The sequence below is a fragment of the Gracilinema caldarium genome, from assembly GCF_029265695.1.
GTDB classification, from domain to species: domain Bacteria; phylum Spirochaetota; class Spirochaetia; order Treponematales; family Breznakiellaceae; genus Gracilinema; species Gracilinema caldarium_A.
The window spans coordinates 1-12,353 of record NZ_JAJUHW010000002.1; the positions used below are offsets into that span (position 1 = coordinate 1).

Genomic DNA, 12,353 nt, shown 5'->3' on the forward strand with positions numbered 1-12,353 from the left:
ATCCGTGCTTTCCAACGCGGGCACCATGCTCGAAACACTGCAGGGTAGCGGTGATATTATACCCGTCATCTCCGATGCTATTGCGGGGCTTTCCAATCTAGCCCCTTCGGCAACGGCTCTTACAACAATACTTCCCGATCCTTCTGACATAGAAGCTTTCGATGCCTTTGTTTCCCAGGCGAGCCCAGAGGAACTTGCCATGGCGGCCGTTGTACTCCTTGCCGCAGAGGCTCAGGCTTCCGGTAGTGTGGCAGACTATATTTCTTATTTTGATCCATCTAATCCAGCTTCTGATCCAGCTTCTGAAGCTGAGACACTTGCCGTAGCCCTCGCGGAAGCTGCTGCAACAGCCTACGCCACGTCTGGCGGCACCGGCCCCTTGGCGGACATACTGGCGGGTCTCAACTTAACCACAACACCGTAAGGCAGGAGGCATTTTGTGAAACAACGACGGGGTATCATCGTATTCACTACGCTCTGTGTAATGACGCTTTTTTTCTCGAACAGCCTCCCGGCTTTACCTGAAAAACCCTTTGATTATCCCAGCGCCCGCCTAGCAGCCTTAGGCGGCCGACATGGCACACTGGTCAATGATTTTACCGCCCTTTTTACGAACCCTGCTGGTTTTGTGGAAGCTCAAGAAGGGTTTAGTGCGGCGGAACTTAGCCTCTCCGTATATGGCCCTGTGTTTGACATTGCCGATAGCTTAGTAAATTATTTGGGGGGTGGTCCCCTCGATATTTCTGGCATAGTAGGTCCAGGAGGTCTTGCAACGGGGCTAAACCTTTCAGGGCCTTTAGCCTTTGGCTGGGTGGGCCGGGGGCTTGGGTTCGGTCTCTTTAACCGGACGGTGGCCGATGCTGCAACCCTGGGCGCTACGATCAATGTGCAAGCCACTGAAGAATTTCTTATGACCGGCGGCTATTCCTTTAGGATTATCAATAAAGGACCTTCTCTTTTGGACGCAGGTTTTTTGGGGAAGGGCTTTGTGCGGGGCCAGTTACCCCTTTCAGCATCTATTCTTACCGTCACGGATTTATTCAGCGGCAATCCCCTCGATACCCAGCCGTTCACTACCGTATTAGGTGTCGGGGTAGACCTGGGTGTACTCTATCAATTTGCCAAAACCCTTTCTCTATCCCTCGTGTATCACGATGCCTATTCGCCGGTCTTAGTGGTTCCCTATACATCTGCCCTGTCTTTTCTGACCGGCGGCGCGGCCAGCGGAAGCGGCACATACAATACGGTAAAGTCCAGCCTGGATGCGGGTATCGCTTATAGTCCCCGTTTTGCCTTCCTGGACCGCTATGTCTCCCGGCTTACCCTTATGGCTGACTACCGGGATATACTGGACCTGTGGGCCCTCATTCCCCGGAACCCGGTGCTGAATGTTGGGATCGGCCTAGAGGTAGTCGTACTCGACGCCTTAAGTCTCCGGGCTGGTATTTCCGATGCCCTGCCTGCATTAGGCTTCGGCATCGATTTTTCGATCATGCAGCTTGACTTTGCAATGCGGGGCGTAGAACTGGGACTCGATCCGGGTATACAGACCACCTATGCGGTAGATGTAGGGCTCCTCTTTAGGTATTAGCCCGCCGTTTCGCAATCACAAGGACGAAACCAAAAAAAATTGCGGAAAGGTATTGACCAAAAAGCTCCTTTCGTGTAGTGTACCGGAGCACGGGCTGCTAGCTCAGTAGGTAGAGCAACGCCCTTTTAAGGCGTGGGTCACTGGTTCGAATCCAGTGCAGCTCATGTTAAGCGGGGATGTCCTTCAAGTTGAGGACATCCCCTTTTTATTTTTAGGGTGATGAAGTTCTTTAACTCAATGGGGAGGACTATCCATGAAAGAGAAAAAAAGTATCGAGCTCACCTACGAGAATATTACCAAGCTGCATGTGGATGCGATTGTAAATGCCGCTAATGCAACTCTCCTCGGTGGCGGCGGGCTAGACGGTGCCATCCATTATGCTGCGGGTCCTTCCCTGCTCGAAGAGTGCCGCCTTATCAACAAAACAAAGGGGGGGCTGTAAAACAGGGCATGCGGTCATTACGGGAGCGGGAAAACTCCCCTGCAAGTATGTGATTCATACGGTGGGGCCGGTCTGGCACGGCGGAAAATTAAACGAGGAAGCCCTGCTTGCCTCCTGTTACCGGGAAAGCCTTTTGCTCGCTGACAGTCATGGCTGCACATCTATTGCGTTTCCTAATATCAGCACCGGTATTTTTGGTTTTCCAAAACAGCTGGCTGCTGAAATTGCTGTACAAACAATAAAAGCGGAATTACCCCGCTGCTCTCATGTGACAAGGCTTCTCTTTGATTGTTATGAGAGTGAAAACTATTATATTTATACCGCATTGCTCGGAGAAGAGTCGGTCTTTCTATGAGTCAATAAGAGCCAAAAGGGGCTGCAATGCTTCCTGGGGCAGCTCAACCGTTTTAAGCCTGTTTTTCTCCCCCAAAACCAGCCTAATATCCCGTTTTGCCATGCCGGTTTTTTTAGCAAGAAACGCTATCAGTTCTGCGTTTGCCTTACCGTCCTCCGGGGCGGCGGCAATACGGATTCTGAGCCGGTTTTCGGCAATGCCTGCGATTTCGGTTTTGGATGCCCCGGGAACTGCTTTTATGTCCACCACAAGGGTCTTTTCCTGAATGCGGTACCAATTATCCATGATGGGCCATCCAGTATGGTTTACCAAGTTCCCAGCGAATCCGTATTGCCGCCGCGTCTTCACCGCCGGTATAGGTAAACGCATAATTCGCCACCGCTCCCTGGCGAAATCGGAAGGGGGGAAGCTCCTGCTGCAATTTTTGCGCAAGAACCAGGGTGTTACTATCCGCATGCAGCGCGAGAATAAAGAGGGGAGAAGGACCCTGATATGGAGCGAGCTTGCCGTATGTATGTGCCGATGCAGCAAACAGGGTATCTGAAATCTGAGGTATTAAAGGAAAAGCGAGGGCTACAAGACCGCCGGGGAGGCTAAAAAGATCGAGCGTCCCTCCATCAATATAAGCTGCTCTATCTTGCTCTATGCTTTTCTCTCGGATAAGACGGGCGAGAGCCTTGAGATGCTCTGGCTTTGCGGGCTCCTCTACCGGCGCTATGAATGCTAATGATGGCAGCAATTTTACGCCTCCCATTCCGGCTTGCCAGAGGCGGCGCTTAAGTTCCTGTATTGGCTCAAGGCTATCCCGGTGGGGTACAAGTACGAGCCAGCGGTGTATATTGTCAAAATTCATATTCTCAAAAAAGTGTAAGCATGATACAGTTATTCTATATCGTTGTAAAGAAAGGAACGGAACATGAAACATAAGACCAAGCTCCTTGTGGACAGACTGGTAGGAACTATATCGAGCTGGCCCACCATAGAATGTATTTCATTGAACGAGGCTGCCACGCCGGACACGCTGGATCCCTATTTTGCCCTCATTCTCGATGTGTATTACCGGGACAAGGTCCCCGATGCTGCATCCCGCCAAGCTGCCTATGGGCAGGATGTGCTTGCCTTTGAAACTTCCAGCCATACCAACAAGGACCGCTTCCTTATAGGGGATTTTCCTGTCCGTATTGAATATAAGGATATTAAAAAGGTTGATGAATTGGTAACTATCGCCGACTCTCAACTGGAACATCTGTGGCTTATTAAGGATATGGGCACCTATGGTTTTTACCGGCTGGCCCACGGTGACATTTTATACCAAAATTCAAACTGGATTCAGGATATCCGAAGCAGGCTTAAGCATCTGAGCAGCGAATTCTGGAACCAGATGCGGGATGCTCATCAATCTAAAATGGAGCATTTCTTAAGCGACCTGGGGGCCGCCCTCATTCAGGGGGATAATTTCCACTACCTTATTTCTTCTGCGGGTTTTATTAAAAACGCCTGCGAAGTGCTGTTCTGTATTAACCACCGGTTTGAGCCTTCCCACCGGGGTTTTTATGAACAGGTGATTAAGCTTCCCGTGCTGCCCGACGAATTTGCGGGCCGTTTCGAAAGTTTTTTGGCCAACGACAGTGAAATGACAGCGGAACGGAAATACTCCCTGGCCCAGCTTATTGCAAGAAGCATAATAGGCCTTTAAGGCGGACGCATAATGGGAAGACGCCATCAGCAGGCTTTCGTCTTTGTGTTTGGATTGGTGCTGTTCTTAGTTTCCGCTTGCAGCGACGCGGAAAGCGCTGATATTCGCTTCATAGACCAGGAAGGAAAGTCTTTGGTCTTGGAAACGTCTCAACGCGGGAAGTCCGGTCTTGTGCGTCCTGGAGACAGCCTGGTATATAAGCTTAAAAAATCCCTGAATCCCGGTCCAAACTATGTCCTTGCGTTGACATATAGGGTGGTACTAGATAACCAGAAAAATACAGGCGGCCAAGCTCCTGCGGCCCTCTTTTCGCTGCTTAAAGATCCCACTAAAGCCGAAGCATCCCAGATTCGCTGGCAGCTCCCCCTGTCTGGGGAATTTCTGGGCGGCCCGGGCATGGCCTCTTTGCTTAAGGTGAAATATGCGATACCGATGGGATCTGTATCTTTTTCGGCCATACGGGTGGATTATAAAAAGGCTCTTAAAAACGAAAATTCTGGTGTGAGCATACAGCTAGAAAGTATGGCGCTGGAACCGCTGTGGTTCGGTTTTTATTATAAGGATGGGGCCTTTTCCTGCTCTCCCTTTGTATCCCGAACTGCGGGGCTTGTCACTATCGACGTTCCTGATCAGTTCCGAGGAACGGGCCTGTGGAAGTTAGATCTGAGCGCTGCAAGCCTTGCCTCACCGGTTTCACTGCGGATCGGAAGCGCCGGTGCCGGAGGATTTTCTGTACAAGCTAAAACGGTGCCGTCCCTCATGGCGGGTTCTTTGCCCGAAATACCCTTTCCCCTCGTCGCTGCTGTCCAAGACCGGCTTGTTGAAGGTGCATCTGTTGTGTTTAGCCGCTTTAACCTGTCTCCACTGCCAGAGAGTCCCATCCCGGCTGACCCGGCGAGTATTTTAGATTACCGGCAGGAGCTTTGGCGGCACAAGGACTATGAGGTGTTTCAGTGGGACCGCTTTCCGAGCATCCTTATTTTTGATACCCGGTCCTACGAAGTGCAGGACAGGCTTTTTAAGCGCCTTGCTTTTTATGTAGAAAAGGCAGGTTTCCGGGGCCGCCTTGCCCAGGACGGGGAGATCGCCTCCCTTCATGGGTGGAATGCCCATGATTACCGGAGCAGTGACCTGGCGGATTTTTTTACCACCGCTGAAAAGACTCACTTCCCGCTTAACCGTGAAGAACAGGAGCTTCGGGAGATACTGTTAGCCCACGGGATTATTAAGGCCGGATCCGATGGAAACCCCAGGGTGTATACCGCAGGGGAGGGGGCTATTATTTCCATTTCACAGGAATCGGCGGATTATCTGCGCCGGCTTTTTATGGACCATGAGGCCTTTCACGGGCTCTTTTTTATAGACCCCGATTTTCAGGCCTTTGCGCTTGAACGGTGGACCCATCTTGATCCGGTGGCTAAAAAGTTTTTGGTCGCCTATTTCAGAAACCGAGGCTATGATACGGCCGACGCTTACCTTATGAAAAACGAGCTCATGGCCTACTGCCTCCAGCAGGGGGTCGCCGGGGCTGCCCCATATTTTGGAAAAACCCTGCCGGAACGGCTTGCCGAATATCCTCAGCACCTCCAGAGTATGCCCGAAAAGGATGCTGCATCCGGCACATGGCCGGCCCTGGCTGCTCTTTTTACCGCCGAGGCAAAGGCTTTTTCTGACTATGTTTCCAAGCGCTGGGGCCTTGAAGCGGGCCGCGTCTGGAACATCACGAAACGGTCCCTCTAGAGCTCTGAGGCCTGCCATGCAAAACTTGGCAGCTCCGGGATGCCTGCTGGGTAAAACTTCGCGGCTCCGAAAGGAGTTCCATGCAAAACTTAGCAGCTCCGGTCAGGGGCCTTATAGAAATTCTTTAATAAAGGCCAGGGTCTTACTGGCAGCGGTGCTTGGTTTTTGCTCAAAGCCCGTGTTAAACCGACGTTCTGCCTCCAGGGTGGAAGGCGGTCCGTGGCCGGGCAGCACCACATAGTCCCCTGGCAGGGACAGTATTTTGCTGCGGAGGGCGCTCACCTCTAGGGATGCTCCATAAGAACTGTTGGTGCTGCCGATAAGACCGGCGGTCATGGCGTCCCCGGTGAACAGCACATGAGATACCTTATACACCGCCGAATCGGCGGAGTGTCCGGGAACGGAGAAAACTTCTACCGTGAATGGTCCGAGGGGGAAAACATCTCCGTCCTTAATCATAACTGTTTTATGTTCGCAAACTTCGTGGTTAAGGGCATATACGGGCACATCGTAGATTTTTTTTAAGGTCCGCAGTCCATGAACATGGTTCTGATGATCATGGGTAATCAGTACTCCCCGCAGGGCATATTCGTTTTGCTCAAGAAAATCAATAATCTTTTCATCCATGCAGCCGGGATCCACAATAATGGCTTCCTTGAGCTCAAAAGAAGGTCCATAATGCTCATCCGACGAGTTCTCGCTGGGTGATAGGCCCGCATCCAGCGGAAGTATATTTGTTTTATGAGCCCCGGATCCTTCGGTTCCTATTATGTAACAATTGGAAAAACCATACAGACAGTAGTGAAAGTATACCTTCATGTTATGGCTCCATTTCAAAAATTGCTTCCGCTGTGTTGGATGACTTAAAAGAAACCTGTTCCTGCTTGCTTGCAATAAAAAAGGTTTTTTTTACGTTGCAGTCGATAAAATCGGAAGCTTGAATCTTTGTATTGATAAAACGGCTATTGTACAGATTTGAATCGTTAAAGGTTGATTCTTTAATATGGGATCCTGAAAAATTGTCGTGAACCAGTTCAGAGCCTTCAAAGGTACAATCCTGGAAGGTACAGCCCGCAAAGGATGTAAATTGAATATCGGTTTTAGAAAAATCACATTCATAAAACTGGGAAAAATCGAAAAAGTTCATCCTGAAAAAAGATTTGGTAAAAACACATAGGGTAAAAGTACAGCCGCTGAAATTACAGCCGAAATATCGCCGATGCGAAAAATCAATACTTGAAAAATGGAGACCGCTGCATACCAGGTCTTTAACGCTGGTCTGGCTTTGAATGTATTGAATAAGCCGGCCGGCCTCTAAATCTGCGTTAGCGCTGTGCTGAGCGCAGGTCTTTGCTCCCGATAAGCACGGTTTTCCGCAGCCTGCAGCGCAGGGATACAGGGTAAACATGAAAACAATCATAGGATTTCATCTGCTCTCTTGCAAGGCCCTTGCGCCATTATTCAACGAAAGGTATTATTGCTTTATGTGCTGGTATTGCGGAAGCCCCATCCTGGAAACCGAACCAATAGGTCGATCCCTGCGCTGTGCTGACTGCGGCAAGGATCTGCGGTGCTGTAAAAATTGCAGGTTTTACCTGGCGGGTGCCCGGGCCGATTGCACCGAGCCTAATGCAGAAGTGCCCTCGGACAAGGAAAGGGGAAATTTTTGCGATTGGTTCCAGGTAAATCCAAAACTCAAAGTAAAAACTGAAGGAGAAAAGGCCCAGCGCTCTGCCCAGGAGCAGGCAAAATCTGCCTTTGATGCCCTATTTTCATGAAACAGAAACCGGTTATTTTTCTTGACTCAGGCGTAGGGGGCTTGCCCTACTGTGAGCATTTTTATAAGTTAGCGCCTCATATCCCACGAATCTATATCGCTGACCGGGCAAATTTTCCGTATGGACCTAAGTCCAGAGAAGAACTGGGAAGACTGCTCAAGCAGCTTGTGGCCCGGGCCCTGGAACGGTGGGAAGCCCCGGTGGTGGTCATTGCTTGCAATACGGCAACTATTTCTGCCATTGATGTGCTGAGGACCGCTTTCCCGGAAGTATCCTTTGTGGGCACCGTTCCGGCGGTAAAACCGGCGGTATTGGCTAGCAAAGCAGGCCGTATCGGCGTTATTGCTACCGAACGCACCATAAGCGAACCGTATATCTACGATTTGGCACGGCGGTTTAATCCTCAGATCGAAGTAATAGGCCGTGCAGCTCCTGAACTGGTGTCCTTTGTGGAACATGACCTTTTAAAGGCAAACCGGGAAGAGCGGCTCCGCATGGTAAGGCCTGCGGTTGAATGGTTTAGACAGCGTCAGGTAGATGGTATTGTGCTAGGCTGCACCCATTTTTTATTTTTGCTAGATGAATTTCAAGCTCTGGCCACACCTGATATTACCATATTCCATTCTGTGGAAGGAGTCGCCCGCCGGGTTTTGCAGCTTCTTGAAACCCGCGGCCTCTTAACAAAGGCTCCGGAAACTACAGGCGGCCAATCCGAAAGCGGCATCCTTGCTGTAACCGGCACCGGTGCTGTCTCGGAATCCTGGCATGCTTTTAGCAAAACCTATGGACTTGTCCTTGAGGTATGGGAATGACAGGACTCATCGTACGGGGATCAAACAATATTTTTTATGTACGACCCGATACAGATCCATGCGCGGGTAATGAAGAAATTGAATGCCGCATTAAAGGAAAGGTTCTCAAGGGGGTAGAAGGCTATTACAATCCCCTCGCGCCGGGGGACAGGGTCCATATCGAGCTGGATCCCCTGCATCCCGGCAAGGGCCTGGTGACCGAACTGGTGGAACGCAAAAATGCCTTTACCCGATTTAACCAAAAAGGCATGGCTCCCCAGCTGCTGGCGGCTAATGTAGATCTGGTTTTCTGCCTTACAACCCCTGCGTCTCCTCCCTTCCGCCCCCGTTTTTTGGATCGGGTCCTTGTGCAGGCCGAACGATCCCAGATCCCCTCAGTCATTGTGGTGAATAAGTGGGACCTCCACGACGGAGACTATGATGTGGATGAACGGCTCGAAGACTACCGACGCATCGGGTATCGGCTTCTCACTGTTTCTGCGGTGACAGGGGCCGGTCTTGAAGAGCTTGCAGACCTTATAAAAGGCAGGACCGTAGTTCTTGTAGGCCAATCCGGGGTGGGTAAGTCTAGTCTCATAAACCGCCTGGCTCCCCATGCGGGACTTAAAGTCGGAGATCTCTGCGAAAAGTATGAGCGGGGCAGTCATACCACCACCATGTCCCGTCTCATTGAGCTTGGAGGCTCTTCTGGTTCAGGCCGTATCATCGACACACCGGGGGTCCGCAGGCTTATGCCCGATGGGGTGCAGCCCGGTGATTTGGCCCTCTATTTTCGAGAATTTGCTCCCCTGGTCGGACAATGTACCTATGGACTGTCCTGTTCCCACCGCATTGAACCGGGGTGCAAGATTATGGAAGCGGTGGCCGCAGGGGTTATTCATGAAGACCGTTACGAAAGTTATCTGCGGCTTAAAGAAGAATTAGAAGAGTTATATTGATGAATGAACGAAGTCTCCGTTTGCTTGAATTTGAAGAAATCCGCAGCCGTCTCGCAGATCGCTCACTCAGCGAAGAGGCCGCTCAGCTTATCAGATCAGATCTTCCGCGGCTAAAGCCGGAGGATGTGGTATCTCTTAAAGAACAGGTGCAAGCAATCTGCCGTAAATATGGGCAGCCTTCGGAAGAACCAAGGCAGACCCTGCCGACTATTGGCCCCCTTTTAGAGAAACTGCGCATTGAGGGCCTGTCCCTCGATCTAGACGAAGCTTATGCCCTGGGGCTTTTCATCCAACGGGGGCGATCCCTGCTCCAGTGGCTGAAAGGGGCCTCTGAAAGCGGAGGCTCCCAAACTCCAGAGAATAAGGACCCGCTTGCTTCGATACTCTCCGACATTCCCGATTGCACCCAGGTTGAAACAGAAATATTTCGCATCGTTGATAAAAACGGTGAACTGCGGGACCTGCCTGAGCTTCGGGAAATCCGCAGCAAATTGCAGGGCCTCCATAAGGAACTGGATGCTATTGCAAGCCGCTACACCACGAGCGAAGAAAGCAGGAAAATGCTTCAGTCGGAGGTGCCTTCACAGCGGGATGGCCGCATCGTGCTTGCTGTAAAGGCCAATTTTAAAGGCCGGATTAAGGGCATCGTGCATGAGGTGTCTAGTACGGGCCAAACAGTGTTTATAGAACCGGAAGATATCATTGAAAAAAACAACGAAATAGTGTTCCAGGAACAGCGTCTTGCGGCAGAAATTGCCCGGATCCTGCGGGAACTCACAAGCCGCATTGCAGTACATCGGGAAAGTGTACTGCAATTTCACGGGAATCTCATCTATCTCGAAACGATCCGTGCCCGGGCTCGTTACAGCTGGGAAACCCACGGTGTTTTTGCCCAGGACTTACGTCTGGACAATGAAGGACCCCTCCAAATACGACAGGGGCGGCATCCTCTTTTAGGCAGCAAGGCCGTTCCCATCGATCTTGCTATGGACAGTGATACCAGAACGGTAATCATTACGGGGCCCAATACGGGCGGAAAGACCGTAAGCCTTAAGACCGTAGGGCTTTTTGTGCTGATGAACCAATTCGGCCTTGCGGTTCCTGCCGCCGAAGGTACCGTGCTGCCCCTGGTAGACGGAGTCTATGCGGATATCGGGGATGAACAGTCTATCAGCCAGTCCCTTTCTACCTTTTCTGGCCATATGACTAATATTGCCTCTATTCTTGGATCGGCGACACGGCAAAGTCTTGTGCTGTTAGATGAACTGGGATCGGGAACGGACCCCGAAGAGGGGAGTGCCATCGCTATGGCCCTGCTGGATCATTTTATTGAAACAGGCTGCCGAGTGCTGGTCACCACACATCACAGTATTCTTAAAAACTATGGGTATTCAAAACCGGGCGTGCAGAACGCCTCGGTAGATTTTGACAGTAAAACTCTTTCCCCTACCTACCGGATCATTATGGGTGTTCCCGGAGAAAGCCGGGCATTGGAAATTGCCGCGCGAAACGGCCTACCCCCGGCTATCATATCCCAGGCCCGCAGTTATCTTGATGAAGAGCGGACCGATGTGTCGGCACTCATTGCGGGTCTTAAAGAAAAACATCGGGAACTGGACAGGGCATTCCGAGAACGGGAACAGGAAGTCCGCAAGCTGCGGGAAGAGCGAAGAAAGGCGGATCTGCGGGAACTGAGGCTGCGCCAAAAGGAACTGGAACTGAAGCAGCAAGGAATGGGAGACCTGCGGCGGCTCCTTTCTGAAAGCCGCAAGCGCTTGGAAAATTTGGTTCGCGAAATCCGGGAAGGAGAACTAAATCGGGAAAAGACCCTGACTGTAAAGGATTTTCTTTCCAGCCTGGAACAGCAGGTGCAGGATGCGGGCCGTTCCCTTGAAAGAGAAGAACAGCTGCTCCGGGAAGAAGCGGCCCGTATCGAGGCTGAGGCGGAACAGGATAGGACATCTCAAGCTGTCTCCAGGGAATCAAGTGGAAAGACTCATCAAGAACCAGGCTTTACTCCGGGAACAGAAGTGTACTATGGACCATCCAAACGGCGGGGAGTACTGGTACGGCAGGCAAAAAAAGGATTTTGGGTAGTAGAACTTGGTTCGGTTAAAATGACGCTGCCCGAGGCGGAGCTCCAGCCGGTGGCAAGCCCAAAAAAAGCTCCCCTGCAGGTCCTTACCCAGGTGGATTTAGTTCAGACCGCTGCTCCCTGTTTGGAACTTAATATCCGGGGCTACCGCTTGGAAGATGCCCTGGAAGCCCTGAGGAAGCAGATTGACGGAGCCGCTCTTTCTGGGCTTTTTGAGTTTTCTGTCATTCATGGCAAAGGGGATGGTATTTTGCAGCGGGGGGTTCACGAGTATCTGAAACAGCATCCCCTCGTAGCGGACTACTATTTTGCCCGCCCAGAAGAAGGCGGCTTTGGCAAGACATTGGTATTTTTAAAGCGTTGAGCCAACTTTAAAAGTCTTCCAGCGGTGAATCGGTGTCCATAAATTCAGGAAAGGTATACACCAGGGTACCAGATTTGCGTACCCGTAATTCTGCATGTCCCTGATCGACCAGTTTTTCCAGGGCTTTTTTGGCTTCTTCGATAGAAATCCCCGCTTCCAGAGCTAGCTCGCTGGCGCTGACAATGCCCTTGTTCTGTTTGGCAAGCCTTAGTATGGTGCGTTCGGTGCTTTCGGTCGATAAAACACGGGCCTGAGCATCCTCCGCATAACGCCAGTTGTTATTCAGCCTGGTGTGATTATGGGGTTCCCGAACCGCATTCCGTATCTCTTCCCTAAGGTTTGCTTCTGCAACCTGACGGGGAAGGGTAAAAAAATCATAGACAGCGCCAAACATGCCTAAACCACCGGTACACATCCACAAAATACCCGTTGGAATTTTACCTAAATAAAAGCGATGAAATCCCAGGGCTCCAAAGCCGGATATGAACCAGAGCATGTATGCAATGAATAGGTTATACACCGGATCCTCCGGTATAAACATA

At 51.0% G+C, this 12,353-nt stretch carries 15 protein-coding genes and 1 tRNA gene; 11 read left to right on the forward strand and 5 right to left on the reverse strand.

The genetic code is table 11. The annotated features are described in order from the left end of the window. The 5 genes from Q7P68_RS00950 to Q7P68_RS00965 all read left to right on the forward strand — a co-directional run. Positions 1 to 424, forward strand: a 424-nt coding sequence (locus Q7P68_RS00950) for a hypothetical protein (RefSeq protein WP_304221660.1), incomplete at its 5' end; no start/stop codon positions are given. Positions 425 to 439: 15 nt separating this feature from the next. Next, positions 440 to 1,591 carry a PorV/PorQ family protein gene (locus Q7P68_RS00955; RefSeq protein ID WP_304221662.1) on the forward strand — a complete coding sequence of 384 codons (1,152 nt, stop codon included), beginning with the start codon at positions 440 to 442 and terminating at the stop codon, positions 1,589 to 1,591. A 91-nt stretch (positions 1,592 to 1,682) separates the two neighbouring features. After that, a tRNA-Lys gene (locus Q7P68_RS00960) sits at positions 1,683 to 1,755 on the forward strand. 89 nt (positions 1,756 to 1,844) lie between these two features. After that, complete coding sequence (locus tag Q7P68_RS14035) at positions 1,845 to 2,033, forward strand: macro domain-containing protein (RefSeq protein ID WP_486187659.1); 189 nt, start codon at positions 1,845 to 1,847, stop codon at positions 2,031 to 2,033. After that, a complete protein-coding gene (locus tag Q7P68_RS00965; protein ID WP_486187660.1) occupies positions 1,969 to 2,388 on the forward strand; it encodes a macro domain-containing protein in 420 nt (139 codons plus the stop codon). Before Q7P68_RS14035 ends, Q7P68_RS00965 begins: the two co-directional genes overlap by 65 nt. On the opposite strand, the gene Q7P68_RS00970 is transcribed toward Q7P68_RS00965, so the two are convergent. Continuing rightward, on the reverse strand, positions 2,383 to 2,673 hold the full coding sequence (locus Q7P68_RS00970; RefSeq protein ID WP_304221664.1) for a DUF167 domain-containing protein: 291 nt from the start codon (positions 2,671 to 2,673) through the stop codon (positions 2,383 to 2,385). The two genes, Q7P68_RS00965 and Q7P68_RS00970, sit on opposite strands and share 6 nt — an antisense overlap. After that, a complete protein-coding gene (locus tag Q7P68_RS00975) occupies positions 2,666 to 3,241 on the reverse strand; it encodes a hypothetical protein (protein WP_304221667.1) in 576 nt (191 codons plus the stop codon). Before Q7P68_RS00975 ends, Q7P68_RS00970 begins: the two co-directional genes overlap by 8 nt. 63 nt (positions 3,242 to 3,304) lie before the next feature. On the opposite strand from Q7P68_RS00975, the gene Q7P68_RS00980 reads away from it, so the two are divergent. Together Q7P68_RS00980 and Q7P68_RS00985 are read left to right on the forward strand one after the other, a co-directional pair. Beyond that, on the forward strand, positions 3,305 to 4,084 hold the full coding sequence (locus Q7P68_RS00980; protein ID WP_304221669.1) for a DUF4037 domain-containing protein: 780 nt from the start codon (positions 3,305 to 3,307) through the stop codon (positions 4,082 to 4,084). A gap of 12 nt (positions 4,085 to 4,096) precedes the next feature. Further along, positions 4,097 to 5,824, forward strand: a complete 1,728-nt coding sequence (locus Q7P68_RS00985; RefSeq protein WP_304221671.1) for a hypothetical protein — start codon at positions 4,097 to 4,099, stop codon at positions 5,822 to 5,824. A gap of 111 nt (positions 5,825 to 5,935) precedes the next feature. On the opposite strand, the gene Q7P68_RS00990 is transcribed toward Q7P68_RS00985, so the two are convergent. Then, entirely contained in the window at positions 5,936 to 6,643 is a 708-nt protein-coding gene (locus Q7P68_RS00990) for an MBL fold metallo-hydrolase (RefSeq protein ID WP_304221674.1), read from the reverse strand. A gap of 1 nt (position 6,644) precedes the next feature. Then, the gene (locus Q7P68_RS00995) at positions 6,645 to 7,232 is read right to left on the reverse strand and encodes a pentapeptide repeat-containing protein (RefSeq protein WP_304221676.1); all 588 of its coding nucleotides are present in this window, start codon (positions 7,230 to 7,232) and stop codon (positions 6,645 to 6,647) included. Positions 7,233 to 7,308: 76 nt separating this feature from the next. Here Q7P68_RS00995 and Q7P68_RS01000 point away from each other — a divergent pair, with 76 nt between their 5' ends. From Q7P68_RS01000 to Q7P68_RS01015, 4 genes are read left to right on the forward strand one after another with little or no spacing between them, the layout of a single operon-like run. Next, the gene (locus Q7P68_RS01000; RefSeq protein WP_304221679.1) at positions 7,309 to 7,602 is read left to right on the forward strand and encodes a hypothetical protein; all 294 of its coding nucleotides are present in this window, start codon (positions 7,309 to 7,311) and stop codon (positions 7,600 to 7,602) included. Continuing rightward, positions 7,599 to 8,414, forward strand: coding sequence for a glutamate racemase (gene murI, locus Q7P68_RS01005; RefSeq protein WP_304221682.1), 816 nt, complete (start codon positions 7,599 to 7,601; stop codon positions 8,412 to 8,414). The genes Q7P68_RS01000 and murI overlap by 4 nt, the downstream gene beginning before the upstream one ends. After that, on the forward strand, positions 8,411 to 9,352 hold the full coding sequence (gene rsgA / locus Q7P68_RS01010) for a ribosome small subunit-dependent GTPase A (protein ID WP_304221685.1): 942 nt from the start codon (positions 8,411 to 8,413) through the stop codon (positions 9,350 to 9,352). The genes murI and rsgA overlap by 4 nt, the downstream gene beginning before the upstream one ends. Then, positions 9,352 to 11,811, forward strand: a complete 2,460-nt coding sequence (locus tag Q7P68_RS01015; RefSeq protein ID WP_304221688.1) for an endonuclease MutS2 — start codon at positions 9,352 to 9,354, stop codon at positions 11,809 to 11,811. The genes rsgA and Q7P68_RS01015 overlap by 1 nt, the downstream gene beginning before the upstream one ends. Before the next feature lie 7 nt (positions 11,812 to 11,818). Here Q7P68_RS01015 and Q7P68_RS01020 read toward each other — a convergent pair whose 3' ends face one another. Then, positions 11,819 to 12,352 carry an NINE protein gene (locus Q7P68_RS01020; RefSeq protein ID WP_304221690.1) on the reverse strand — a complete coding sequence of 178 codons (534 nt, stop codon included), beginning with the start codon at positions 12,350 to 12,352 and terminating at the stop codon, positions 11,819 to 11,821. Position 12,353: the final 1 nt, after the last annotated feature.

Coding starts and splice junctions, on each gene's coding strand:
- Q7P68_RS00975 (WP_304221667.1), bottom strand. CDS start 3,241: ATGAATTTTGACAATATACACCGCTGGCTCGTACTTGTACCCCACCGG.
- Q7P68_RS00985 (WP_304221671.1), top strand. CDS start 4,097: ATGGGAAGACGCCATCAGCAGGCTTTCGTCTTTGTGTTTGGATTGGTG.
- Q7P68_RS00980 (WP_304221669.1), top strand. CDS start 3,305: ATGAAACATAAGACCAAGCTCCTTGTGGACAGACTGGTAGGAACTATA.
- rsgA (WP_304221685.1), top strand. CDS start 8,411: ATGACAGGACTCATCGTACGGGGATCAAACAATATTTTTTATGTACGA.
- Q7P68_RS00995 (WP_304221676.1), bottom strand. CDS start 7,232: ATGTTTACCCTGTATCCCTGCGCTGCAGGCTGCGGAAAACCGTGCTTA.
- Q7P68_RS01020 (WP_304221690.1), bottom strand. CDS start 12,352: ATGTTTATACCGGAGGATCCGGTGTATAACCTATTCATTGCATACATG.
- Q7P68_RS01000 (WP_304221679.1), top strand. CDS start 7,309: ATGTGCTGGTATTGCGGAAGCCCCATCCTGGAAACCGAACCAATAGGT.
- Q7P68_RS00990 (WP_304221674.1), bottom strand. CDS start 6,643: ATGAAGGTATACTTTCACTACTGTCTGTATGGTTTTTCCAATTGTTAC.
- murI (WP_304221682.1), top strand. CDS start 7,599: ATGAAACAGAAACCGGTTATTTTTCTTGACTCAGGCGTAGGGGGCTTG.
- Q7P68_RS00965 (WP_486187660.1), top strand. CDS start 1,969: ATGCTGCGGGTCCTTCCCTGCTCGAAGAGTGCCGCCTTATCAACAAAA.
- Q7P68_RS00970 (WP_304221664.1), bottom strand. CDS start 2,673: ATGGATAATTGGTACCGCATTCAGGAAAAGACCCTTGTGGTGGACATA.
- Q7P68_RS01015 (WP_304221688.1), top strand. CDS start 9,352: ATGAATGAACGAAGTCTCCGTTTGCTTGAATTTGAAGAAATCCGCAGC.
- Q7P68_RS14035 (WP_486187659.1), top strand. CDS start 1,845: ATGAAAGAGAAAAAAAGTATCGAGCTCACCTACGAGAATATTACCAAG.